This window comes from Pseudomonas sp. PAMC 25886, assembly GCF_000242655.1.
In the GTDB taxonomy this organism is placed as follows: Bacteria; Pseudomonadota; Gammaproteobacteria; order Pseudomonadales; family Pseudomonadaceae; genus Aquipseudomonas.
This window is the reverse complement of the sequence record NZ_AHHC01000053.1, coordinates 1-23,135: the sequence shown is the minus strand read 5'-3', so window position 1 is coordinate 23,135 and position 23,135 is coordinate 1. Positions and strand designations below refer to the sequence as shown.

At 63.0% G+C, this 23,135-nt stretch carries 21 protein-coding genes; 7 read left to right on the top strand and 14 right to left on the bottom strand.

What is annotated here, in order from left to right; genetic code table 11:
* Nucleotides 1–37 precede the first annotated feature (37 nt).
* A complete protein-coding gene (locus MUM_RS0118945; protein ID WP_010172881.1) occupies nt 38–838 on the bottom strand; it encodes an AraC family transcriptional regulator in 801 nt (266 codons plus the stop codon).
* Nucleotides 839–954: 116 nt separating this feature from the next.
* Here MUM_RS0118945 and MUM_RS0118940 point away from each other — a divergent pair, with 116 nt between their 5' ends.
* Nucleotides 955–1,839, top strand: coding sequence for an amino acid metabolite efflux pump (locus MUM_RS0118940; protein ID WP_010172880.1), 885 nt, complete (start codon nt 955–957; stop codon nt 1,837–1,839).
* On the opposite strand, the gene MUM_RS0118935 is transcribed toward MUM_RS0118940, so the two are convergent.
* From MUM_RS0118935 to MUM_RS0118875, 13 genes are all read right to left on the bottom strand, one after another.
* The gene (locus tag MUM_RS0118935; protein WP_010172879.1) at nt 1,817–2,374 is read right to left on the bottom strand and encodes a GNAT family N-acetyltransferase; all 558 of its coding nucleotides are present in this window, start codon (nt 2,372–2,374) and stop codon (nt 1,817–1,819) included. The genes MUM_RS0118940 and MUM_RS0118935 overlap by 23 nt on opposite strands.
* A 63-nt stretch (nt 2,375–2,437) precedes the next feature.
* Entirely contained in the window at nt 2,438–2,926 is a 489-nt protein-coding gene (locus MUM_RS0118930; protein WP_010172874.1) for an Lrp/AsnC family transcriptional regulator, read from the bottom strand.
* 166 nt (nt 2,927–3,092) lie between these two features.
* Nucleotides 3,093–4,478 carry an aspartate aminotransferase family protein gene (locus MUM_RS0118925; protein ID WP_010172872.1) on the bottom strand — a complete coding sequence of 462 codons (1,386 nt, stop codon included), beginning with the start codon at nt 4,476–4,478 and terminating at the stop codon, nt 3,093–3,095.
* Nucleotides 4,475–5,962: an NAD-dependent succinate-semialdehyde dehydrogenase gene (locus tag MUM_RS0118920; protein WP_010172870.1), complete on the bottom strand. Its 1,488-nt coding sequence runs from the start codon at nt 5,960–5,962 to the stop codon at nt 4,475–4,477. The genes MUM_RS0118925 and MUM_RS0118920 overlap by 4 nt, the downstream gene beginning before the upstream one ends.
* Nucleotides 5,963–6,188: 226 nt before the next feature.
* Nucleotides 6,189–7,214, bottom strand: a complete 1,026-nt coding sequence (gene proX, locus MUM_RS0118915) for a glycine betaine/L-proline ABC transporter substrate-binding protein ProX (protein WP_010172868.1) — start codon at nt 7,212–7,214, stop codon at nt 6,189–6,191.
* Between the two features lie 72 nt (nt 7,215–7,286).
* The gene (locus MUM_RS0118910; RefSeq protein WP_029615998.1) at nt 7,287–8,183 is read right to left on the bottom strand and encodes an ABC transporter permease; all 897 of its coding nucleotides are present in this window, start codon (nt 8,181–8,183) and stop codon (nt 7,287–7,289) included.
* Nucleotides 8,176–9,372, bottom strand: coding sequence for a quaternary amine ABC transporter ATP-binding protein (locus tag MUM_RS0118905; protein WP_029615997.1), 1,197 nt, complete (start codon nt 9,370–9,372; stop codon nt 8,176–8,178). Before MUM_RS0118905 ends, MUM_RS0118910 begins: the two co-directional genes overlap by 8 nt.
* A 179-nt stretch (nt 9,373–9,551) precedes the next feature.
* The gene (locus MUM_RS0118900) at nt 9,552–9,947 is read right to left on the bottom strand and encodes a carboxymuconolactone decarboxylase family protein (protein ID WP_010172863.1); all 396 of its coding nucleotides are present in this window, start codon (nt 9,945–9,947) and stop codon (nt 9,552–9,554) included.
* Nucleotides 9,940–10,752 carry an alpha/beta fold hydrolase gene (locus MUM_RS0118895; protein WP_010172861.1) on the bottom strand — a complete coding sequence of 271 codons (813 nt, stop codon included), beginning with the start codon at nt 10,750–10,752 and terminating at the stop codon, nt 9,940–9,942. Before MUM_RS0118895 ends, MUM_RS0118900 begins: the two co-directional genes overlap by 8 nt.
* Nucleotides 10,752–11,828, bottom strand: a complete 1,077-nt coding sequence (locus MUM_RS0118890) for an LLM class flavin-dependent oxidoreductase (protein WP_010172859.1) — start codon at nt 11,826–11,828, stop codon at nt 10,752–10,754. Before MUM_RS0118890 ends, MUM_RS0118895 begins: the two co-directional genes overlap by 1 nt.
* Nucleotides 11,829–11,846: 18 nt before the next feature.
* Complete coding sequence (locus MUM_RS0118885) at nt 11,847–13,358, bottom strand: aldehyde dehydrogenase (protein ID WP_010172858.1); 1,512 nt, start codon at nt 13,356–13,358, stop codon at nt 11,847–11,849.
* A 22-nt stretch (nt 13,359–13,380) separates the two neighbouring features.
* Nucleotides 13,381–14,328, bottom strand: a complete 948-nt coding sequence (locus MUM_RS0118880; RefSeq protein ID WP_010172857.1) for a flavin reductase family protein — start codon at nt 14,326–14,328, stop codon at nt 13,381–13,383.
* Between the two features lie 300 nt (nt 14,329–14,628).
* Complete coding sequence (locus MUM_RS0118875; protein WP_010172856.1) at nt 14,629–15,228, bottom strand: amino acid synthesis family protein; 600 nt, start codon at nt 15,226–15,228, stop codon at nt 14,629–14,631.
* A 189-nt stretch (nt 15,229–15,417) separates the two neighbouring features.
* Here MUM_RS0118875 and MUM_RS0118870 point away from each other — a divergent pair, with 189 nt between their 5' ends.
* The 6 genes from MUM_RS0118870 (at nt 15,418) to MUM_RS1000000134785 (ending at nt 22,862) form a co-directional block, all read left to right on the top strand.
* Nucleotides 15,418–17,166, top strand: a complete 1,749-nt coding sequence (locus tag MUM_RS0118870; RefSeq protein ID WP_010172854.1) for a helix-turn-helix domain-containing protein — start codon at nt 15,418–15,420, stop codon at nt 17,164–17,166.
* A 67-nt stretch (nt 17,167–17,233) separates the two neighbouring features.
* Nucleotides 17,234–17,734, top strand: a complete 501-nt coding sequence (locus MUM_RS0118865; protein ID WP_010172852.1) for a sigma-70 family RNA polymerase sigma factor — start codon at nt 17,234–17,236, stop codon at nt 17,732–17,734.
* A 32-nt stretch (nt 17,735–17,766) separates the two neighbouring features.
* The gene (locus tag MUM_RS0118860; RefSeq protein ID WP_010172850.1) at nt 17,767–18,741 is read left to right on the top strand and encodes a FecR family protein; all 975 of its coding nucleotides are present in this window, start codon (nt 17,767–17,769) and stop codon (nt 18,739–18,741) included.
* 96 nt (nt 18,742–18,837) lie between these two features.
* Nucleotides 18,838–21,243, top strand: a complete 2,406-nt coding sequence (locus tag MUM_RS0118855; RefSeq protein ID WP_010172849.1) for a TonB-dependent siderophore receptor — start codon at nt 18,838–18,840, stop codon at nt 21,241–21,243.
* A gap of 216 nt (nt 21,244–21,459) precedes the next feature.
* Nucleotides 21,460–22,440 carry a hypothetical protein gene (locus tag MUM_RS1000000134790; protein ID WP_029615995.1) on the top strand — a complete coding sequence of 327 codons (981 nt, stop codon included), beginning with the start codon at nt 21,460–21,462 and terminating at the stop codon, nt 22,438–22,440.
* Between the two features lie 95 nt (nt 22,441–22,535).
* Nucleotides 22,536–22,862 (top strand): hypothetical protein, encoded by a 327-nt coding sequence (locus tag MUM_RS1000000134785; RefSeq protein ID WP_237151034.1) that lies wholly within the window; start codon nt 22,536–22,538, stop codon nt 22,860–22,862.
* The last annotated feature ends 273 nt before the right edge of the window (nt 22,863–23,135 follow it).

The following is a 23,135-nucleotide window of genomic DNA, read 5'->3' as shown; positions in this document are numbered from 1 at the left end:
TCCACACATAGTGTGGGAGCTTACTTTGGGCGAATGATCAACACCGGAACGCCTGGGTACCTACCTGCGCCTGCCCGCTGAAATACCGACTGGGCACCTCGCCCAATACACGCTTGAACACCGTCGCAAAGGCACTCGGGCTGCTATACCCCAAGTCCAGCGCCACCCTCGTCACCGGTTCGCCGTTACCCAGACGCACGATCGCCGCCAGCAGGCAGGCTTGCTGGCGCCATTGCAGGTAGCTGATGCCCGTGGCCTGGCGGAACTGCCGGGTAAAGGTCCGGCGGCTCATGCCGGCGTCGAGGGCCATGGCATCAATGCTGACTTCCAGTGAGGGCTCGGCCAGAAACGTCTCACAAGCCTTTGCCAATCGCGGTTCGGCGGGCAGCGGTGCGCAGAGTGGCAGCACCGGCATCTGCGCGATTTCGTGCAGCAGCAAACCCATCAGGTAACTGTCGCGCCCCCCCGCCGCATAACGCGCAGGCACCTCAACGGCCTTCTCCAGCAACTGCCCAAGCAACGGTGATACGTCCAGCACCTGACACGCCTGGGGCAGTGCCAGCCGCCGCGCCGCCTGCGGGCGAATATAGGTATTGAGCATCGTCACTGGCCCGCGCATCAGCATGGCGTGTGACACATGGGGCGGTACCCAGATGGCCCGGTGCGGTGGCACGACCCAGTTGCCGGTGGCGGTGTAGACGGTGATGACACCCCGGCTGGCATAGGCAAACTGCCCGCGCAGGTGGGCGTGGGCGGGGAACAGCTCGCCGTCGGCATAGTCGATTGCGGTCACGACCACGTCGCGGGGGGTGTTTTCGTAGGGATGAATATCGGGCATGGCCTGATTCTAGCCTTTGTTGACCCACAATCGCAGGCGGGCCATGACAGTTTGCGAAAAAATTGCCCGAACGCATGGCCCCTCGCCGTGCCACCGAGCAAACGGACCCCGTCACCATGAAGCACAAACACCTGTTACTGGCCGTCCTGGTGACGGCTGTGTGGGGACTCAACTTCCCCATCACCAAGCTGGGCCTGGCGGAGATCAACCCGCTGTTGCTGACGGCCCTGCGTTTCACCCTGGCGGCGTTGCCCTGGGTGTTCCTGGTGAAACGACCCCAGGTTGCGCTGAAGTGGCTGGCCGCCTACGGCTTGATATTCGGGGTGGCGATGTGGGCCCTGATCAACCTCGGGATCGCCATGGGCGTGCCGCCCGGCAGTGCATCGCTGCTGATTCAGTTCAGCGCATTTTTCACGATGGGCTGGGGTGTGCTGCTGTTCCGCGAAAGCCTTTCCCTGCCGCAATTGATCAGCGTGCTGCTGGCGGCCATGGGCTTGGTGGGCATGCTGGTGGGCGTACAGGGGGCGGCCACGATGCTGGGGTTTGCCCTGGTGCTGTTCAGCGCGCTGGCCTGGAGCATCGGCAATATCATCATCAAGGTTTCCGGCGTGCGGGAGATCTTTGCCTTCGTGGTCTGGGCCAGCCTGTTTGCACCGCTGCCGCTGGTGCTGTTGACGGGGTGGCTGGACGGCCCGCAAGCCTTTATCGCGTTGCCGGCCCAGTTGAACGGTGTGGCGTTGTTCTCGCTGGCGTTCCAGGTGTATGGCGCGACGCACTTCTGTTACTGGGGCTGGAACCTGCTGTTGCGCGAGTACCCGGTGTCCCGGGTGGCGCCCCTGTCACTGCTGATCCCGGTGTTCGGCATCGTCAGCTCGATGCTGATTCTGGGCGAGCGCCCCGGGGTTTCGCAGTGGCAGGCCATGGGCCTGATTCTGCTGGCCTTGTTTGTGGGCCTGAAAAAGGGGCGCCCGTTGTGGGTCAGGCAGGGCGGTCACGCTTGAGCAGGCCATACAATGCGCTGTCCGAGACCTCATCGCCCACCACCCAGCGCTCGCGCAACAGGCCTTCGCGAACAAACCCCAGGCGCTCAAGCAGTTTTGCCGAGCCCAGGTTGCGCGGGTCGATATCGGCTTCCAGGCGACGCAGCCCGGCAGTATTGAACCCGTGCTCGATCACGGCGTGGGCGGCTTCGCTCATGTAGCCCTGGCCCCAGTGCTGGCGGTTCAGGGTGAAGCCGATTTCGGCGCGGCGGCATTGCTCGTCGACATTGAACAGGTCGCAGCTGCCGATCACCTCGCCGGTGGCCAGCAACTCCACCATGCACACCAGGTCTTCACCGGCAACCGACGCTTCCATCAGTTGGCCGAAGCGTTCGACGGCCTGCTCGGTACGGGTCATGGTGGGGAAGGAGAAGTAGCGCATGGCCTCGGGGTCGGACCAGATCGCGAACAGCGCGCGCCAATCATCCTGATGGGGAGGGCGCAGGCCCAGGCGCTCGGTGGTGAGGAGAACAGGGGCGAAAAAAGGCAGGGTCATAAGGTGCTCGTCCGTGAAAGTCACGGGCGCAATCCTGCCGGGATTGCGGGGGTTGCACAAGGGTCAGGAGAAGGCCGAGTCGTCCAGCGTCTGGGCCGGCAATGCGCCGGTGGTCTTGATGGTTTTGGTGACGATGTAGGTGAAGTAGCGCTCGATGGCCAGGTCTTCCATCAGTAGCTGGTCGATAAAGCGTTGGTACTGGTCGATGTCGGCAGCGCGGATCATCGCGATGTAGTCTACGCCGCCGCCGGTGGCGTAGCAGAACTCCACTTCGGGGGCGTCGCTCATGCGTTGTTCGAAGCGGCGCATGTCCTGGGCGGTGTGCCGGGCGAGGGTGATTTCCACCAGCAGTTGCTGGCTCTTGAACACTTGGTTCCAGTCGATCACGGCGCGATAGCCTTTGACCAGGCCGGCGCTTTCCAGCTTGCGCACGCGCTCCCAGGCGGGCGTTACCGAGAGGTTGATGGCCTCGGCCAGGCTCGACTTGGTGATGCGCCCGTCCTCGGAGAGGATGCGCAGGATTTTCAGGTCGTAGCGGTCAAGCTTGTGCATTGCGAACAGACTCTGAAGCGGGCGGGTAAATATCAGGCCACTAAAGGGTGGGAGCTGTCGAGCTTTAGCGAGGCTGCGATGGCGTCGGGACGGCAAACATTGATGTTGCCTGACCCACCGCTATCGCAGCCTCGCTAAAGCTCGACAGCTCCCACAGGCTACCTCATCAGCCCAACACTTCGCCGGCCACCTGGTCGATCGCGCCCTGGGTGATGTCGACGATCAGGTCGGCCTCGGCCCTGGTCAGGATCAGCGGGGGTGCAAAGCCGAGGATGTCGCCATGGGGCATGGCCCGGGCGATCATGCCGCGTTCCAGGCAGGCGGCCGATACCCTGGGGCCCACTTTCAAGGCCGCATCGAACGGCGTGCGCTGCTCCCGGTCGGCCATGAACTCCACGGCGGCGAGCATGCCGTCACCGCGCACTTCGCCCACCAGCGGGTGGCCTTCGAGGGTTTCGCGCAGGCGACGGTTCAGGTAGCTGCCGACTTCATCCGCATTGGCGGTGAGGTTTTCCCGCTCCAGGATATCCAGGTTGGCCAATGCCGCCGCCGCGCAGATCGGGTGCCCGGAGTAGGTCCAGCCGTGGCCCATGGCGCCTTCATGAGTGGAGGCCTTTTCAATCACGTCCCACACCTTCTCACCGATGATCACCGCCGACAGCGGCGCATAGGCGCTGGTCAGGCCCTTGGCGGTGGTAATCAGGTCCGGGCGCATGCCGTAGCGCTGGCTGCCCATTTTCGAGCCCAGGCGGCCGAAGGCGCAGACCACTTCGTCGGCGATCAACAGCACGTCGTATTTGTTCAACACCACCTGAATCGCTGCCCAGTAACCGGCGGGCGGCACCACGATGCCGCCGGTGCCCATCACCGGTTCGCCAATGAAGGCGGCAACGGTATCCGGGCCTTCGGCGAGGATCATTTTTTCCAGCTCATCGGCGCAGTAACGCACGAACGCCGCCTCGTCCATGCCCGCCGGCGCCTTGCGGTACCAATGGGGGCAAACGGTGTGCTGGATGCCTTGTTCCGGCAGGTCGAAATGCTGGTGGAACGCCGCGAGACCCGTGAGACTGCCGGTCATGATGCCCGAGCCGTGATAACCGCGATCACGGGAGATGATTTTCTTCTTCTGCGGGCGGCCCAGCACGTTGTTGTAGTAACGCACCAGCTTGATCTGGGTTTCGTTGGCGTCGGAGCCGGACAGGCCGTAGTAGACCTTTTTCATGCCCTCGGGCGCCCAGTCCATGATGCGGCTCGACAGCTCGATGATCGCCTCGGTCGAGTGGCCGACGTAGGTGTGGTAGTAGGCCAGTTCCTTGGCTTGCTTGTAGATGGCGTCGGCGACTTCGGTGCGGCCATAGCCGATGTTCACGCAGTACAGGCCGGCGAATGCATCGATGAATTCGCGGCCCTCGTGGTCGCGAATGCGGATGCCCGAGGCGCTCCGGATGATGCGGCCCTTGAGTGCGCCGCTGGCGTGATCATGGGCGTGGGTGGACGGGTGCATGAAGTGCGCACGGTCTTGTTCGAACAGGCTTTCGAGTGCTTGGCTCATGGTTGCTCTCCTTGGAATTGGCCTTGGTGGTGCAGGCAAAAGTATTTGGTTTCGACAAAGGCTTCGAAGCCCTCGGCGCCGCCTTCGCGGCCCAGGCCCGAGGCTTTCATGCCGCCAAAGGGAATCGGGTGACCGGTGAATTTCACCCCGTTGACCGCGATCATGGCGTGGTCGAGGCGGCGGATCAGCGGGTAGATCAGGTCCAGGCGGTTGGAACAAATGTAGGCGGCCAGGCCGTATTCGGTGTCGTTGGCCATTTCGATGGCGTGTTCAATCGAATCGAATGGCATTACCCCGGCAATCGGCGCGAAGTTTTCTTCGCGGTAGATGCGCATCTGCGGGGTCACGTCGGCGAGCACCGTGGGCTGGTAAAACAGCCCGCCCAAGGCGTGGGCTTCGCCGCCTGCCAGGCGTTGTGCGCCCAGCTCCAGGGCGTCGGCCACGCGCTCGGCGGTGACGTCGAAGGCGGCCTGGTGCATCAGGGGGCCGATGTCGACGCGTTGCTCTTGGCCGTCGATCACGGCCGGGCCGACCCGCAACTCACGCACGGCGGCAGCAAAACGGCTGAGGAATTCGGGGTAGATCGAGCGATCGACCATGATCCGGTTGGCGGCGCAGCAGTCCTGGCCGGAAGTCTGGAACTTGGCTTCGACCGCGACCTTCACCGCCTGCCCAAGGTCGGCGTCGGCGCACACAATGAAGGGCGCATTGCCGCCCAGTTCCAGCGCGACTTTTTTCACGTCCCGGGCCGCTGCTTGCAGCACGAGCTTGCCGACCCGGGTCGAGCCGGTGAAGCTCACCGAACGCACGCGGCTGTCCTGCACCAGGGTTTGCATGGCCATCTGCGGTTCGCCCAGCACCACGTTGAACACCCCCGGCGGGAAGCCGGCTTCCTCGGCCAGTTGCGCCAGAGCCAGGGCCGAGTACGGGGTTTCATGGGCCGGCTTGACCACCACCGTGCAACCGGCGGCGAGGGCGGCGGCGGCCTTGCGGGTGATCATGGCCGAGGGGAAATTCCACGGCGTGAGCAGGGCGCAGACGCCCACGGGCTCCTTGACTGTGCCCAGGTGCGCGCCGGGGATGTGGCTGGGAATGTTCTGGCCGTAAAGGCGCCGGGCTTCTTCGGCGAACCACGGGATGAAGCTTGCGGCATAGGCGATTTCGCCGCGGGCTTCGGCAAGCGGTTTGCCTTGCTCCTGGCTGAGGATGCGGGCGAGGTCTTCCTGGTGTTCAAGGATCAGTGCTGCCCAGCGCCGCAGGAGTGTGGCGCGGGTATCAAGGCTCTGTTCGCGCCACGCGGCAAACGCGCGGTGGGCGGCGTCGATGGCGGCGACGATCTGGGGTTTTTCCAGCATCGGCACATGGCCGATCAACTGTTGGTTCGCCGGGTTATGCACGGCCACGGTGCTGGCACTGGCGCTGTGGACCCAATGGCCGTCGACGTAGCACAGGGCCTTGAACAGCAGCGGGTGGTTGTAGGTCATGGGGTTCACTCCGGTTCGTCTGAGTGGGAGTAATGCTAGGGCAGGGGCGCAGTCGGGATTGGTGGTTTGGTGGGGGTGGGGCAGTGGGTTTTTTCTGATTGCTCCCGCCAAAACAGTTTTTTTTGCGGCGGGAGAAAATCAACTGTGGGAGCTGGCTCGCCTGCGATGGCGACGGTGAATTCAACATCGCTATCGCAGGCAAGCCAGCTCCCACATTGAATCGGTGTTACTTCGCGGTTTTTGCGGTGGCTACCCAGCCGTCAAACGTCGCCTGGTTGTCCTTCATCCAGTCCTCCGCCAGCTTGCGAATATTGCGTTCGCTGGAGCCGTCGGCGCTGATGGTTTTTTCCCAGTAACTCCAGGTGGCCTGGGAGAACGTCATCTGCTCCACCAGCTTCTTGATCGCCGGGTTCGCCGCGATGAATTGCTTGTTGCCGATCGCGTACCAGTTCCACGCCGCCATGGCCATGCGGCACGGATCAGCCCCGCCGGCACACCCGGCAACCCCGGGCGTGAGTGCCGACGTGGTGCTCGGCACATTCCCCGGCAAAGCATCAAACGGCGTCGGCAGCCACACCACGTCCTTGCCCGGCACCATGGTGTTGGTCATCCACGACGGCGCCCACGCATAGAAAAACACCGGCTCGCCACGCTTCAGGCGAGCGACGTTTTCGAACATCAGCGCTTCGTACTTGCCGCGCACCGGGTTCACCGTGTCCTTGAGGCCGAACTTGTCGAGCTGGTAATCCACCACGTCGCCACAGCCCCAACCCGGGTCACAGCTGATCAGGTTGGCCTTGCCGTCCTTGCCAAACAGCCCGGCGATTTTCGGGTCTTTCATTTGTTCCAGGCTGGTAATGCCATACGCGTCGGCGGTTTTCTTGTCGATCATGTAGCCGTTGTAGCCCGCGCCGGTAATGAAGCCTGCGCCCACCACCTCGGTGCGGTCCTTCACCTTGTCAAAGCTGGGTTGCAGCATCGGCAAGGTCACGTCCATCGACAAATCCAGGTCACCCTGGGCGGCGGCGGGGAAGAACAGCGTGGTGTTCACGGTGCTCAACTTGCTCGCGTAACCCAGGCGCTTGGTGGCCTCGATCGCGATTTTGGTCAGTACGTAGTTGCCGCCGGTGCTTTCCGATTGCACGAAGCGGATGGTCTTGCCGGTGCCTGGCAAATCCTCGGCCCACACCTGCGTACTTGCCAGGTACAACACTGCTGCAAATCCAAGCAAGGCTTTGAATGGATGCATCATGATTTCCTCTTTTTTTTCTCGTTATGGTCAGGGTTGGCAGTCAACAACGGGCATTCATGATTTCTTGTAGTTTTAAGCGTTTACCGGGTTGGGATTAAGCAGGCGCTTGAACAGCGACTTGCGCTTGCGCACGGTCGGTTGCGCCAGGTTCTGGGTGATTCGGTCGAGCATCATCGCCAGCAGCACGATGGCAATCCCGCCCACGGCCGCGCGGCCCACGTCCATCCGCCCCAGGCCTTGCAGCACTACCAGGCCCAGGCCTTCGGCGCCGATCATTGCCACCACCACCGACATCACCATGGCCGTGAGCACGGTCTGGTTGAGGCCGCCGAGGATGGTCGGGATCGCCAGGGGCAGTTGGATCTCCCACAGCAATTGGCGCTTGTCCGCACCAAAGGCGTGGCCGGCTTCCACCAGTTCGGTGTCGACCATGCGGATACCCAGGTAGGTAAAGCGAATCAGCGGCGGGCAGGCGGAGATCACCACCGCCACTTCACCCGACACCGTGCCGACGCCAAACAGCATCACCACCGGCACCAGGTACACGAAGGTCGGCGTGGTTTGCATGATGTCGAGGATCGGCCGCATCACGCCCCACACCCGCTCGCTGCGGGCGCACCAGATGCCCACCGGAATGCCCACCACCATGCAGATCACAATGGCCGTGGTGATCAGCGACAAGGTGGTCATGGCCTCGTCCCACACCCCCAGCGCTGCGATCACCACCAGGGCCACGGCGCTGAACATCGCCACCCCCAGGCTCGCGGCGCGATAGGCGATCAGGAACATCAGCAGCACCATGATCGGGAACGGGATCGCATGGATCACCGTGTCACTCAGCCCCAACAAATGCTCCACCGGCCAGCGGATCGCCTGGAACATCGGGCGCAGATGAATCCCCAGCCACTCCACGCCCTGGCTGATCCATTGGTCTACGGGTAAAACCGCGAGGTCTTCTGAACTAAGCATGCTGTGCAACCTCCGCAGCGGCCGGGCGCGGGGCCGGGACGCTGGCTATGCAATCAAGAATGTGCGCGCTGTTGAGGGTGCCGACGAACAGCCCGTCGCCGTCCACCACCGCCACCGGCAAACCCGGTTTGAGCAGGCGTGCGACTTCCACCAGTTTGGCGCTGGCCGGCACGCACACAAACTGGCTCGACAGCCGTTGCAGCGCATCGGCACCGCCGCCCACCGCCAGCAGCGCCGCCGAGTCCAGCACGCCGACGGCCTTGCCACTGGTGTTGAGCACAAAGGCTGCCGCGCTGTCATTGCCCACCACCCGGGTGTCGCCCTGTACCAGCAGCGTGTGTGCCTGCTCCATGATCGAGCGCGCGTCGAACAACCGCGAACGGTCCACCTCCCGGGTGAACGCCGCGACGTAATCGCTGCCCGGGTCCATCACGATTTCCTGGGGCGTGCCCTCGCGCACCACTTGGCCGTCGGCCATGATCGCGATGCGCGTGCCCAGCTTCAGGGCTTCCTGGAAGTCGTGGGTGATGAACAGGATGGTTTTTTTCAGGGTGCGTTGCAGGCGCAGCAACTCGTCTTGCATCTCGGTGCGGATCAGCGGGTCGAGGGCGCTGAAGGCTTCGTCCATGATCAGCACGTCGGCGTCGGTGGCCAGTGCACGGGCCAGGCCGACGCGCTGGCGCATGCCGCCGGACAGTTCGTGGGGAGGGTGATCGGCCCACTTGGCCAGGCCCACGATGGCCAGCACTTCCAGGGCGCGTTTGCGCCGCTCGGCCGCCGAGACACCCCGCAGCTTGAGGCCGAACTCGGTGTTCTCGATCACGGTTTTATTCGGCAGCAGGGCAAAGTGCTGGAACACCATGGAGATGCGCGTGCGGCGCACTTCCCGCAGCTGGTGTTCGTCGAGGGTCACCAGGTCTTCGCCGTCCAGCAGGATCTTGCCCGCGGTCGGTTCGTTGAGGCGGTTGATGCAACGCGCCAGGGTGGATTTGCCCGAGCCCGAGAGGCCCATGATCATGTAGATCGCACCGCTTGGAATCGACAGCGATACGTTGTTGAGGCCGACCACTGTGGCGGTCTCGGCCAGGATCCGGTCTTTGCTGGCCCCGGCGGTCAAGAGCTGCATGGCTCTGTCGGGCGTGGAGGAGAAGACCTTGTAGAGGTTCTCAATCTTTAGTCGTTCGCTCACCAATTGCCTCCAATTGTTGTTTTGCTATCTGCGGAAAACTTCATCAATAGAAATTTTTGGGCTACTGGCAGTTAAAAATCTTCGAGCTATGACGACGCAAGGTGCAGTCGCAAAAATTTCTTGTTGGGGTGCCTGGGCACTTACAGCATGAGCGGTGTGGCGAGTGCAAGGGTTGGGCGTCAACCGGTCGTGGTATCCGATGGAACCATGCTTTCCCGGGCTTTACGGGCCACGCGAAACGCCTCGACACCCGCTGGCACACCGCAGTACACCGCGATCTGCACCAGGGCGGCACGCAGTTCGTCGTCCGTCAGGCCGTTGCGAATGGCGCCGCAAAAATGCGTGCCGAATTCGTCCATGCGCCCCAGTGCCGCGAGCATGCCGAGGTTGAGCAGGCTGCGTTGCTTGAGGTCCAGGCTGTCGTCGGTCCAGACCATGCCCCAGCAGTACTCGTTGAGCACCGCCTGGAAGGGCCGGGAAAAGTCGTCGGCGCGGTCCAGGGCCTGGTCGACGTAGCGATCGCCGAGGACCTGGCGGCGAACGCTTTCGCCTTGGGCCTGCAATAATTTATCCATGGTGGGTCTCCGAATCGGTTAGAAAATCGCGTATCAGGGTGGCCACCCGTTGCGGCGCCTCGATCAGGATGCAATGGCGCAGCCCCGGCAGAATCTGCAATTGCGAGCCCTCGATGCGCGCATGCATGAACGCGGCCATGCGCGGGTTGGAGCCGGCATCGTCGGCACCGGTGGCAATCAGGGTGGGGCAGTGGATCCGTGACAGTTGCTCGCCGAAATCCGACTCGGCGAGGATGCGATACGCCGCGGCATAACAGCCGGGGTCATTCTCGGCATTCAGTTGGCGCAGGCGGGTGACGGCCTCGGGATGGCGTGCCTGAAAGTCCTCGGTCAGCCAGCGCGACAACGACGCCTCGTAGTGGGCCACGGGCTCCCCGGCCTGCAAGGCGGCGAGCCGCGCCTGCACCCGCTCGCGCTCCTCGGCGTTACGCCCGGCCACGGTCGACAGCAGCACCAACCGGCGCACCCGCGCCGGGTGCGTCAGAGCCATGCGCTGGGCGATCAACCCGCCCAACGAGAACCCGGCCAGGTCGAACTGCTTGAAACCCACGTGATCCGCCAGGGCCAGCGCCTCACCCACCAAGTGATCAATCTCGTAACGCCCGGGTGTACGCGACGACTGGCCGTGGCCGCGCAGGTCGAAGGTCAGCACGGTGAATTGCTCTTGCAAGCCGGCCACTGTCTCGGCCCACGCCTCAAGGCTGGAGCCCACACCATGGATGCACACCAGCGGGCGCGGCCCATGCCCGTCCAGGCGGTAGTTGAGCGTGACGTTGGCCACGCTGAAATGTTGTGCCTGGCCCATCACGCCCTGACCTTGTCGTGTTGTTTGGCGCGTTCGCGCTCGGCGAAGAACGGCATCACTTCATCGATGAACAGGCGCAGGGTCTGCTTCTGCAGTTCGAACGGCAGGTTGAAGGTCAGGCCCAGGCAATACTGGTCGACGCCGGCGGCTTCGTAATCGAGCAGTTTTTCGATGATCTCCTCGGGGGTGCCGAACATCAGGTTGCGCCGCAGGTTTTCCGGGTTGTAGTTGTCTTTGCCGCGCACGCTTTCAAACGGCACCGGCTCGGGGAAACCGTTGTGCACGGTGCCGATGTTCTGCATCAGGTTTTCGAAGGCGCGGCCAAAGTCCATGCTGTGCTTGACCGGCAGTTCCCAGTCGTTGGCATTGGCGTACACGCAGGTGCGGCGCTGCATCATGAAGCGCGGGCGCGGCACGTGGGGGTTGTCGGCCACCGCCTTGTTGAACTTCTCGCCGAGCACCGCGATTTCGGCTGCCGGCAGCGAGAGCGGGGTGGACAGGATGTTCGCGCCGATGCTCACCGCCCAATCAAACGTGCCCGGGTCCCGTGCGGCAACCCAGATCGGTGGGTGGCCTTTTTGCAAGGGCTTGGGCACGGCGGCGGTCTGCGGGAATTTCCAGTAGTGGCCGTCGTGGGCGTAGTCACCGGTCCAGAGCTTTTGCACCGCCGGTACCAGTTCCTTCATGTAGCCCACGCCTTCCTGCTGTTGCAGGCCGGGGGTCATGCGGTCGAATTCGTACTGGTAGGAGCCCCGGGCAATCCCGAACTCCAGCCGGCCTTGGGTCAGGTGATCACACAGCGCGGCTTCGCCCGCCAGGCGGATCGGATGCCAGTAGGCCGCGGCGAGGGTCGCGGTGCCCAGGCGGATGCGCTCGGTGTGCTGGCCGAGCCAGGTCAGGGTCTGGAACGGGTTGGGCGCGATGGTGCATTCCAGGGTGTGGTGCTCGGAGGTCCACAGGGTTTCAAAGCCGCCGGCATCGGCGATCTTTGCCAGCTCCAGCAGGTTGGCCATGACGGTCTGCATCGGCACGTCCGGCGAGAAGCGTTCCATGCTCAGGGATACGGCGAATTTCATAAGGTGCTCCTTGAATAATCAGCGCAGGCGAATGACGAAGGGGTCCTGCATTTCGCCGGAATAATCGATGACCACGTTCTTGGCCCGGGAAAACTCGCGCATCACGTCAAAGCCGCCGCGACGGCCATAACCGCTGTGTTTGAAACCGCCATTGGCGGACATGTAGGCCGAGCTGCGGTAGGTGTTGATCCACACCGTGCCGGCGTCGATGCGGTTGGCAAAACGCATTGCGCGGTCGATGTTCTGCGTCCAGATGCCGGAGGCCAGGCCGTAGTGGGTGTCGTTGGCCAGGCTGAGCATTTGCGCTTCGGTGGTGAAGGGCATCACGCCCACTACCGGGCCGAACAATTCGTCGCGCATGAACGGCATGTCGTTGCTGGCGTTGGCCATCACCGTCGGTTCGAAGTACCAGCCTTCGGACAGGTTCGCGGCGTTGGGGCGCTTGCCGCCGACGGCGATCTGCGCGCCCTGTTCGGCACCGCTGGCGATGTAGCCTTCGAGCTTTTGCAGTTGGGCTTGCAGGGCCAGCGGGCCGATGTCGGTGTGTTCCTCCATCGGGTGGCCGACGGTGATCTGTTGAGTGCGGGCGACCAAGGCTTCGACGAATCTGTCGTAGATCGGCGCCTCGACAAAACAGCGCGAACCGGCCACGCAGCTTTGCCCGGCGGCGGCGAAAATCCCGGAGACCACGCCGTTCACGGCGGTGTCGATATCGACATCGGCAAACACCACGTGAGGGGATTTGCCGCCCAATTCCATCTGGCAGGGCACCAGGTTGTTGGCGGCGTTGCCGGCGACGCGCCGACCGGTCTCGGTGCTGCCGGTGAACACGTATTTGGCGATGTCCGGGTGGCGGGTCAATGCATCGCCGGTGACGGCGCCGTTGCCGGTGACCACGTTGACCACACCTGCCGGGAAGCCGGCTTCGATGATCAGTTCGGCCAGGGCCAGGGTGGAGGCACTGGCGTGTTCCGACGGTTTGATCACCACGGTGTTGCCGATGGCCAGGCATGGCGCGAGGGTGCCGGTGAGCAGCATCAGCGGCGAGTTCCACGGGGTAATCATGCCGACCACGCCCAACGGCTCGCGGCTGCTGTAGTTGAGCTGGTTGAGCTTGTTGACCGGAATCACCTCGCCTTGCAGCTTGTCGGCCATGCCGGCGAAGTAGATGTAGGCATCGGGCAGGGCGCTCATCTGGGCGCGCATTTCCCGCAGCAGCTTGCCGTTGTCGCGGGTTTCCAGCAGGGCCAGTTCTTCGGCGTGCTCGGCCACCAGTTGGGCCAGGCGGTACAACAATTTGCCTCGTGCGGTAGGCGTCATGTTCCGCCAGTGCGGGTCGTTGAAGGTCTTGTGGGCCGAGGCGACCGCGCGGGCGACATCACCGGCATCGGCCTGGGCAAACTGGTACCAGGGCTGGCCGGTGGTGGGGTCGAAACTGTCGACGTAGGTTTCGCTGGCAGGCGCAACGAAGCGGCCGTCGATAAACAGGTTGAGGCGGTTGCCCTCAAGGGTGCTGACCGTGGTTTTCATGCAAGAGTCCTGTAGGTGCGTGTCAAAGGGGCGCGTTTTCGAGCATCGCGATGCGGCCGCTGGCGGCGGAGCCGGTGTAGATGCCGAACTGCTGGTTCTGGCGCTCGCGGGCATAACGGCGGACCACCGAGCGCAGTTCATTGACCGGCATCTGTTCGATGGGCAAGTCGTCCAGCGGGAAGAAACGCAGGGTGTCGGGCAGCTCGGCGTCGAACGGGCCAAGCTGCGCGCGGTAGATCAGGTAGCCGGGGTCGGTGTCGTCGACATCGAAGGCCGAGTACAGGAAGGTCGATTCCTGCTCCACCGGCAGCGAGCTGTTACCGGCGTCGATAAAACCCTTGCGCTTGCCGGCTACCGGCAGCGTCCAGCCGCCTTGGCCATCGGCGCGGAACAGGATCCCGCCGCCGGCTTCGATCAGGTAGCCGATGATCATCTTGTGGGAGTCCAGCCAGCTGGCGGGCAGCGGGTCCTGGATGTTGGCGTAGCGGCCCCGGCAGAAACACAGCGGCAGCTTGGGGCTGGTGCCGAAGGCGCGCACCTGGCCGATCAGCACCAGGTGGTCGCCGGCTTCGATGCGCTGGTGCACGCTGCAGTCGAACCAGGTCAGGCTGTCGGTGAGGATCGGTGCGCCGGTGTGCACCGTGTCGTGGTTGACGGTGTGGAACTTGTCCGGCGACTTGGAGGCAAAGGTGCCGGAGACGTCGACCTGGCCTTCATGCAGCAGGTTCACGGCAAACTGTTCGGTGCCGGCAAACGCGGCATAGCTGGCGGCGGACTTGCCCACGCACACCAGCAGCAGCGGCGGGTCGAGGGACACCGAAGTGAACGAATTGGCGGTCATGCCACGAGGGTTGCCGTCGGCGTCATGGGTGGTGATGACGGTGACGCCGGTGACGAAGGTGCCGAAGGCCTGGCGCAAGGCGCCCGGATCGACGGCTGCAACGTTGGCGCTGATCACGGTGCTCGGCATCGGGGTACTCCTTTGTTCTTGTGGTGTGAAGCAAGCCTACGAGGAAGGGAAACCGTGGGCTTGCGTCGAAAAATGGTAACGAAGGTGAAAGTTTTGCTTCGGTTCGCAGTGCTCCGGCATTTCTATGGCAAATACATCAACCCTGTGGCGAGGGAGCTTGCTCCCGCTGGGCTGCGAAGCAGCCCCACAAAGGCAGCCGGGTTCTTTCAGGCGGACCATGGCGCGACTCATGGGGCCGCTCCGCGACCCAGCGGGAGCAAGCGCCCTCGCCACAATTGAGCGTCGTTTTTCAGTCAAACGTCAGTCCTTCGGCTGTTCCGCTTCCATCTCCGCCATGTCCTGGTAGCGGTCGGCAATCCGTGGGTGGGCACGGGAGCCATCACTGGCGCCGATGGCGATCAGCACTTCGTCGGGGCCCGGCGCATCGGCGACCTGGAAGTTGGCGGTGAGAAAGTGCGAGCGCTTGCCGGTTTCGCTCTTGTGCACCATCGGCAGCGAGAGCAGGGCGCCGGGGGCGTTGCGGGTGTTGGTGAAGCTCAGGTAGGCGGTGCCTTCCACGGCTTCGCGGAACAGGTTGCCGAAGCGCAGGGTGTGGATCAGGCCCGAGGCATGTTCGATTTCACCGTTGACCCCCACAGCGGCTGCCTTGCCGAAGGCTTCGACCTTGCCGCCGGGCATCAGGGCGATCAGGCGGCGGGTCATCTCGTAGCCCAGCCCTGGAGCCAGGCGCAGGATCTCGGGGCGCAGGTTTTCGACGAAGCCCTGGCCGGCCCAAGGGTTTTTCAACACGGCGGCGACCACGATCAGGGTGATGGGTTTGCCGGCGTCCTTGCCGCCTTCGATAAAGGTTTCTTCGATAAAGGTGCAGTACTTCCTGACGCCCAGATTTTCCAGATTCATGATGACTCGTCGCCCTTGTGGCTGTTGGTTGTGGCCTTAGGCTAGGAGCATCGGCCAACAGCGTCTTCCATGGTTTACGAGTGCAAATCCGCTGGACATTGCTCTGAACCGGCGCAAGTATCGGGCGGGCCTGGCAGGCAACGTGGCTGCCGTGACCTCCTTGTTCGGGTGAGTGCCTTGAATCGAGAAATGCAGATACTGTCGTTGCGCGATGTGGCCAGTCAGATCAACTCCGGCGGTGATCTGCAGTCGATGCTGCACCAGTTGGTGTACGCCAGTTGCCGCCACACCCACTGGACCATGAGCTCGATCATGGCCATCGACATGGACGCCGGCTTCGGCCACGTCATCGCCCGCCACGACCCGACCCTGGTGCAACGCCCGCTGGTGGATTGCTGGGAGCTGTCGTCCAGCCCGGTGATGACTGCCCTGCAACGCAACGAGGCGGTATTCATCCGCGACGTGCGCGAATGCGAGTACCCCGGCTACCGCCGTGAATCCCTGGAGCGCGATTACCGCACGGTGATGGTGATGCCGATGAACTGCACCGACTTCGACGGTCGGCCCATGGTGCTCAGCGTGATTTCCCGCACGCTGATGGACGTGTCGGAAGAAGACCGGGTGTTCCTTGGCATGATCATCCACCTGGGCGCCATTGCCGTGGAACGCCAGCGCCAGCTGGAAGCCGAGCGTCGCGCCGCCGAGCGCCTGCAGCAGGCGTTGCATGTGCACACCACGATGCTGGAACACGTGTTGGGCGGCGGCTCGGTGACGTCGTTGTCGCTGATGGTGGGCGACCAGTTGCCCAACCCGGTGATCGCCGTGGACTTCACCGCCAACCAGGTGGTGGCGGGGCGCTCGCCGGATACCGCCTTGTTCGACGATAACGCCTGGCAGGCCGCGGTCGCCGGGGTGCTCAGCGTGCAGATCACCAAGGCGGCCCAGGAAAGCTTGCGCAGCGCCCTGCGCAACACGGTCAACCTGTTCCTTGACGATGGCCAGCGCCAGTTTACGTTGCGGGCGCAGATCGAACCGTTGATGGTCGACCACGAACTGGTGGGCGCGCTGGTGCTGTTCCCGGTGGCGGTGCCGGTCAACGAGCTGGATTTGCTGATGCTGGAAAGCGCCAAGTTCGCCTTGAGCGTGCAGATGATGCGCAGCTTTATCCGCTTTCGGTTTGAAACCCGCACCCAGACCGAGTTGCTGTTCGAAGTGCTCGAAGGCCGCTGGCGCGATGCCGATGACATCCAGCAACGCGCCCAACGCCTGGGCATCAGCTTCAGCACGCCACAGCAGATGATCATCATCGACTACGGCGCCAAGGCCCGGGAGGCGAAGAACCTGCACCACAACGTCGCCCGCATCCTGCAACGGGCGGGGATGCAGGCCACGGTGATCATCGTCGACAACGGGCTGGTGTGCCTGGTGCCGGCGGAAGGCGAGCGCTTGAGCAAAATCAAACGCCAGATTGCGGATGACCTGGCGCACTACCTGGGTGCCGAGCCGATACTGCTGGCCAGCGGCGTGTGCCGGGTGTTGGCGGATTATCCGGCTGCGTGGGAGCGCTGCCGGCGCTTGATCGAGATTGCCCGTTCGTTCGGCCGCAGCGGGCCGATCTCCGATCAGGATTTCGGGCCGATCCCGATCTTCGTCGCGGCCGTGGGCGGCGAGGATATTCGCACCTTCGTCAACGACAGCGTCGGCGCGATGCTCGCCCATGACCGCAAGCACCAGACGCCGTACCTGGAAACCCTGACCGCGTACCTGCGGGAAAGCTGCCGCAGCCAGGCCTGCGCGGACGCGATGGGGGTGCATGTGACGACGCTGCGCTACCGGCTGGCGCGGATTCAGGAGTTGTTCGGGATTGATGTGGAAACGCCGGAACGCCGGTTTGCCACGGAGTTGGCGATTCATTTGCAGCGGGTGATTGATAGCTGACGGGTAGCATTGCTCCACTTAATAGGAAGCATTACTATTCACGTCCCGCCTCCCCAGTGCTCCCTTGATGATTCCTCAGCCGCCCCGCAGACCAGGCTTTTTCGAGCACTACGAAGAGTTGATCGGGACCTGGACGCGCCGCCTGAGAAACCGTCAGCAGGCCGAAGACCTGGCCCACGACACCTTTGTGCGGGTGCTTGAGTCCAGGTCGACCGAGGTTGAGCAACCTCGCGCCTATCTGCATCAAACGGCGCGCAATATCGCCGTTGACGCTTATCGCCGCGAGGACCGTCGGGAGGCGATGGCCCTGGAAGCCTTTGATCAGCGTTCGCCCCACAGTGGCGACCCGGAGCATTTCATGCACGCAATCCAGCTGGCGGACTCCATCGAGCGGGCGCTGGCCGAGCTGCCGCTCAATTGCCGCAAGATTTTCATCTGGCAGAAAATCGAGGGCCTGACCCAGCAGGAAATCGCCGAACGCCTGGGCCTGTCTAAAAACATGGTGGAAAAGTATATGATCCGCACCCTGCGGCATCTACGTGACCGCCTGGATGCGATGGCACCATGACCAATGCCCGCTTTGAAACAGGATCTTCCATGATGGATACCCGTAAGTGTGCCTGCGGCAGTGCGACGGCCCGCGACGAGGCGGCGCAGTGGTTTGTGCGTGTGCAGGACAGCCAACTGAGCGTCGAAGAACGCGAGCGTTTTGATGCCTGGCGTGCGGAGCATGCCGAACACCAGTATGAATTTGATGTGCTGCAAGGCTTGTGGAGCGCCACCGACCTGTTGCCCAAGGCGCGCTTGCAGGCGTTGTGCGATGCCCCGGAACCGCGTGCAAAGCGCCGGCCCGTGCTGCGTTATGCGGTGGCGGCCAGTGTGCTGGCGGTGGCACTGGGCCTTGGGTTGTTCAGTGGCCTGGATCATCCGGCGACGTACAACGCCGAGTTCCGCACCGCATTGGGGGAGCGCAGGCAGGTGGCGTTGCCCGACGGCTCGCTGATGGATTTGAACAGCCGCAGCGTGGTGGCGGTGCACTATGTAAAAGGCCAGCGCGGCATCGAACTCAAGCAGGGCGAGGCGATGTTCAGCGTCGAGCACGACACCAGCCGGCCCTTTGTGGTGGCGGCCGGGGCAGGGCAGGTGACGGTCACGGGTACGCGTTTCGACGTGCGCCGCGATGACGACCAGACCCGCGTGGTGGTCGAGGCCGGCACGGTCAAGGTGCAAGGGCGCTCACCCGATGAAATCGTGATGCTCACGGCCGGTCGGGGCACCCATGTGGATGCCCAGGGTCAGGTGGCGACTGCCTACGCGGTCAACCCCGAAGAGCTGACGGCCTGGCGCACTGGCAAACTGGTGTTCAACAACGCCACCCTCGGTGAAGTGGCCCGGGAAGTCTCGCGTTACCGCGAGCAACCGTTGCGGGTCAGTGCGCCTGCGGTGAGCAACCTGCGGTTGACCAGCGTGTTCAAATCCACCGACACCGACGCCTTGCTCAAGGCCTTGCCGCACATTCTTCCGGTGGCCCTGCGCACCTTGCCTGACGGTAGCCAGGAAATAATTTCACGATAGATTCAGGTTTTTTCCGAGTTCTTCGTCTTCTTGTGCAACTGCAACTGGTTTGCATTAACAGCCGCACTCTCTTGCGATCACAGGACTCCGTTCGACGTGAAAAAACTCGCCGTGAAAAACAATAAATCATCCCGCTGGGCACCCCTTGCCCTCGCCCTGGCGGTCAGCGCCGTACTGCCGGCGGCCTATGCTGACGACGCGATTCATATCCAGGCCCAGTCCCTGGGCTCGGCCTTGAGCCAGTTGGGCCAGCAAACGTCCCTGCAAGTGTTTTTCAGCCCCGACATGGTGGCCGGCAAACAAGCCCCGGCCGTGGACGGCAACCTGTCGCCGGAGCAAGCCTTGCGCCAATTGCTGCAAGGCAGCGGCCTGGATTACCAGATCGATGCCGGCTCCGTGACCTTGCGCCCGCTCGCCAAGGGCACCGGTGAGGCGGGTTCGCCGCTGGAGCTGGGCGCCACCGACATCAAGGTGGTCGGCGACTGGCTGGGCGACGCGAATGCCGAAGTGGTGCAGAACCACCCCGGCGCGCGTACCGTCGTGCGCCGTGAGGCCATGGTGGAGCAGGGCGCGATGAACGTCGGTGACGTGCTGCGGCGTATCCCCGGTGTGCAGGTGCAGGAAGCCAACGGCACCGGCGGCAGTGATATTTCCCTTAACGTCGGCGTACGCGGGCTGACGTCGCGCCTGTCTCCGCGCTCCACTGTTTTGATCGATGGCGTACCGGCGGCATTTGCCCCGTACGGTCAGCCGCAGTTGTCGATGGCACCGATTTCCTCGGGCAACCTCGACAGCATCGACGTGGTTCGCGGCGCGGGTTCCGTGCGCTATGGGCCACAGAACGTCGGCGGCGTGATCAACTTCGTGACCCGTGCCATCCCGGAAAAGTTTTCCGGTGAAGTCGGCACCACGCTGGAAACCGCCGCGCACGGCGGCTGGAAACACATTGAAAACGCCTTCATCGGCGGCACCGCCGACAACGGTATCGGTGCTGCGTTGCTGTATTCCGGGACCAAGGGTGACGGCTACCGCGACCGCAACAACTCCAACGACATCGACGACGTGATCTTCAAGACCCACTGGGCGCCGACCGATCAAGACGATTTCTCGCTGAACTTCCACTACTACGACGCCAGCGCTGACATGCCCGGTGGCCTGACCCAGAAGCAGTACGACGCCAACCCATATCAATCGGTGCGTGACTGGGACAACTTCAATGGCCGGCGCAAGGATATGTCGTTCAAGTACATCCGGCAGATCGACGACCGCACCCAGGCTGAAGTGCTGACCTACTACTCCGACAGTTTCCGCGGCAGCAACATCGCCAACCGCGACCTGAAGACCCTGGGTTCCTACCCGCGCACCTACTACACCTTCGGCATCGAGCCGCGGGTGTCCCATGTGTTTGACGTGGGGCCGAGCACCCAGGAAGTCAGCGTCGGGTATCGTTACCTCAAGGAAGGCATGCACGAGCAGGCCACCAGCCTGGCGCTGGTCAACAACGTGCCGACGCCCGTGGGCCAGAGTGACGGCCACGTTTACCAGGACCGTACCGGTGGCACCGAGGCCAACTCGTTCTATATCGATAACAAGATTGATATCGGCAAATGGACCGTCACCCCGGGCATTCGCTTTGAGCAGATCCGCACCGAATGGCACGACCGCCCGGTGGTGGGCCTGAACGGCGCGATGGTTCAGGAGAAGCGCCGCGAGATCCACAACAACGAACCGCTGCCGGCCCTGAGCGTGATGTACCACGTCTCCGATGCCTGGAAACTGTTCGCCAACTACGAAACGTCCTTCGGCAGCCTGCAGTATTTCCAGCTGGGCCAGGGTGGTAACGGCAACCAGACGGCAAACGGCCTGAACCCGGAAAAAGCCAAGACCTACGAAATCGGTACCCGCTACAACGACAACGTCTGGGGCGGCGAAGTGACGTTGTTCTACATCGACTTCTCGGACGAGCTGCAATACGTCAGCAACGATGTGGGCTGGACCAACCTCGGCGCCACCAAGCACGAAGGTATCGAAGCCTCGGCCCACTACGACCTGTCGAACCTGGACCCGCGCCTCGACGGCCTGACCGCCAACGCCGGCTTTACTTACACCAAGGCTACCTCCGAAGGGGACGTTGCCTTCAAGGGCCGCGACTTGCCGCTGTACTCCCGTGAAGTGGCCACCGTTGGGCTGCGCTACGACGTCAACCACTGGACCCACAACCTGGACGTCTACGCGCAGTCCGGCCAGCGTGCGCCGGGCACCGGTACCACCTATATCACCCAGCCGACTGCCGACGGCCAGTACGGGGATATTCCCGGCTATGTTTCGGTCAACGTGCGCAGCGGTTATGACTTCGGTGCGCAGCTGTCGAACCTGAAGCTGGGCGTTGGGGTCAAGAACGTCTTCAACCAGGAGCATTACACCCGCTCCAGCGACAACAACTCGGGGATTTACCTGGGCGAACCGCGCACATTCTTTGTGCAGGCCAGCGTAGGGTTCTGATCCCTGGTATCGGTAGTTCTTTGTGGCGAGGGGACACGCTTCCTCGCCACAGCCTTTCTTCCTACTCTTTTGCGAACGATTTTCTGCGTCCGCAGGAACTGAATCCGACAGGTCTGCCACACAAGGAGGTGCCCACTTTCCATGGGATACCTTGCATCGTCGAGGTGCCTTTGATCCGAGAGTGAATCGTGTCAATACGCCGAACCGGAGATGCTTATGTCGGTACCCTCACTCAATCAATCCCCTTCCACCTCCTCCAATACACCCGAGCAGTCCAAGGCCGATACCGTCACGTTAACGCTGACACGCTCACCTTCCGGCCAAGAGTCGGTCGCCGTCAGTTTCGGCACCCCGGATAATAAAGCCGGCCCGATGTTCGCCGGCCCGCAGGCGCAGAGCACTGTGGATCCCCGTGGCTTTGCCCCCGGTTCATTCCCTGCGTCAAATCCCAACAGCTTCCTGGGTGGGCTGATTGGACAGTTGCAGGGGCTTCTGAATAGCCTGACGTCGATGTTCAACCCCTTCCGTCCCGGCCCCGGTTATGGCCGTCCTGACCCTTTCAATCCACACCGGCCAGATCCCGCGTGTTGCCGTCCGACCCCCGGCAAGCCCGAGCCTGGCTTCGGTAGCCCGGACCCCCACTATTCGAGGCGCAGCAACGATCAACTGGGGGAGTTGCTCAAGGACAACTTCAACGCGTTCAGGGCGCCGGGCAAGTCCTACGTCACTCGGGAAAGCCTGGAGAGTGTGGCGGGCAAACGGTTGACCGGTAACGAGGCCAGTGACCAGAACATCCTTTTGGCCCGGGAACTGCTGCGCCGTCCCGAGGTGATGCAGGCTTTTGATCGACGTGGCGGGACCGGCAATCTGGATGGTCGAATCACCCGGCAAGACCTCGACGCCGTGCTCAACTCCGACAACCCGTTGAAGTACCAGAGCGACAAACAGATCGCCGAGCAGATGTTGAAGGACTTCAATGCCCTGAAGGGCGGTTTCTGGAGCAGCTCCATCAGTATCAAAGACCTGCAACGCATGGCCGCATCACCTTTGACCGGGAACCCAAGGCAGGACTCGCTCATCCAGTTGGCCCGGGAAGTTACCCAACGCTCCAGCCTGTTGAAGCAAATGGACAATATCGGCAGCCGGGATAACGACGGCAAGATCGTCAAGGACGCCCTGCGCTGGTTGTCGCGCTAAACCCGTTTTAACCCGATCACGCCACGAACCCTTCGTGGCGCGATTTCCCGCGTTGATCATTCCACTGTGTTTAAACTCCCCGCCAGGGCTCAGACATGAATTCAACGTCGTTTGGATCGCGCAATCCCGGCTCCCGGCCAGCCTGTAATCCGCCGGCGGGCACAGCGGCCTTGCCGCCGGGCAACACACATGAAGAGGGTGCCGAAGCCCGGCGCGTGAAGAACTTCACGGGGCAGCGCAAGTTTCAGGCCCCGGCTGCTGACGACTTCATCAAAGGCATGTTGCCCCAGGGGCAGTTGCCTTCCACCCAAGCGTCTGTGCCAAGCCCGTTGTGCTCAGTGCTGGGGGCTATGGTCGGCGCGATCAAACGCCTTTGGCAGGCGGCGAAACCGGGGGCGCCGCAGGCACGAAAAGCTGACTGAGTTTTCGGTTTTTACATGTTGTCATTGGAACACTTCGCGACTGCGGAACCATCGCCGCCCGCGCACCACAGATCTTTGGCTTGTTGGTCGCGCGCGCGATACGGCTGTCACCGGGTGTGATGAAGCGGCAAGCGTGGATCTAAAATTGGTGGAGATAAAACATGAGAATTGATGGCGGGTCAGGCTACCTGCAGCCCGGCGGTACAGGCCGGTTTGACGCAACACCGGATGAGGCATTGCGCACTGTCCAGGCCGCTTCAAGTGAAGCCACGG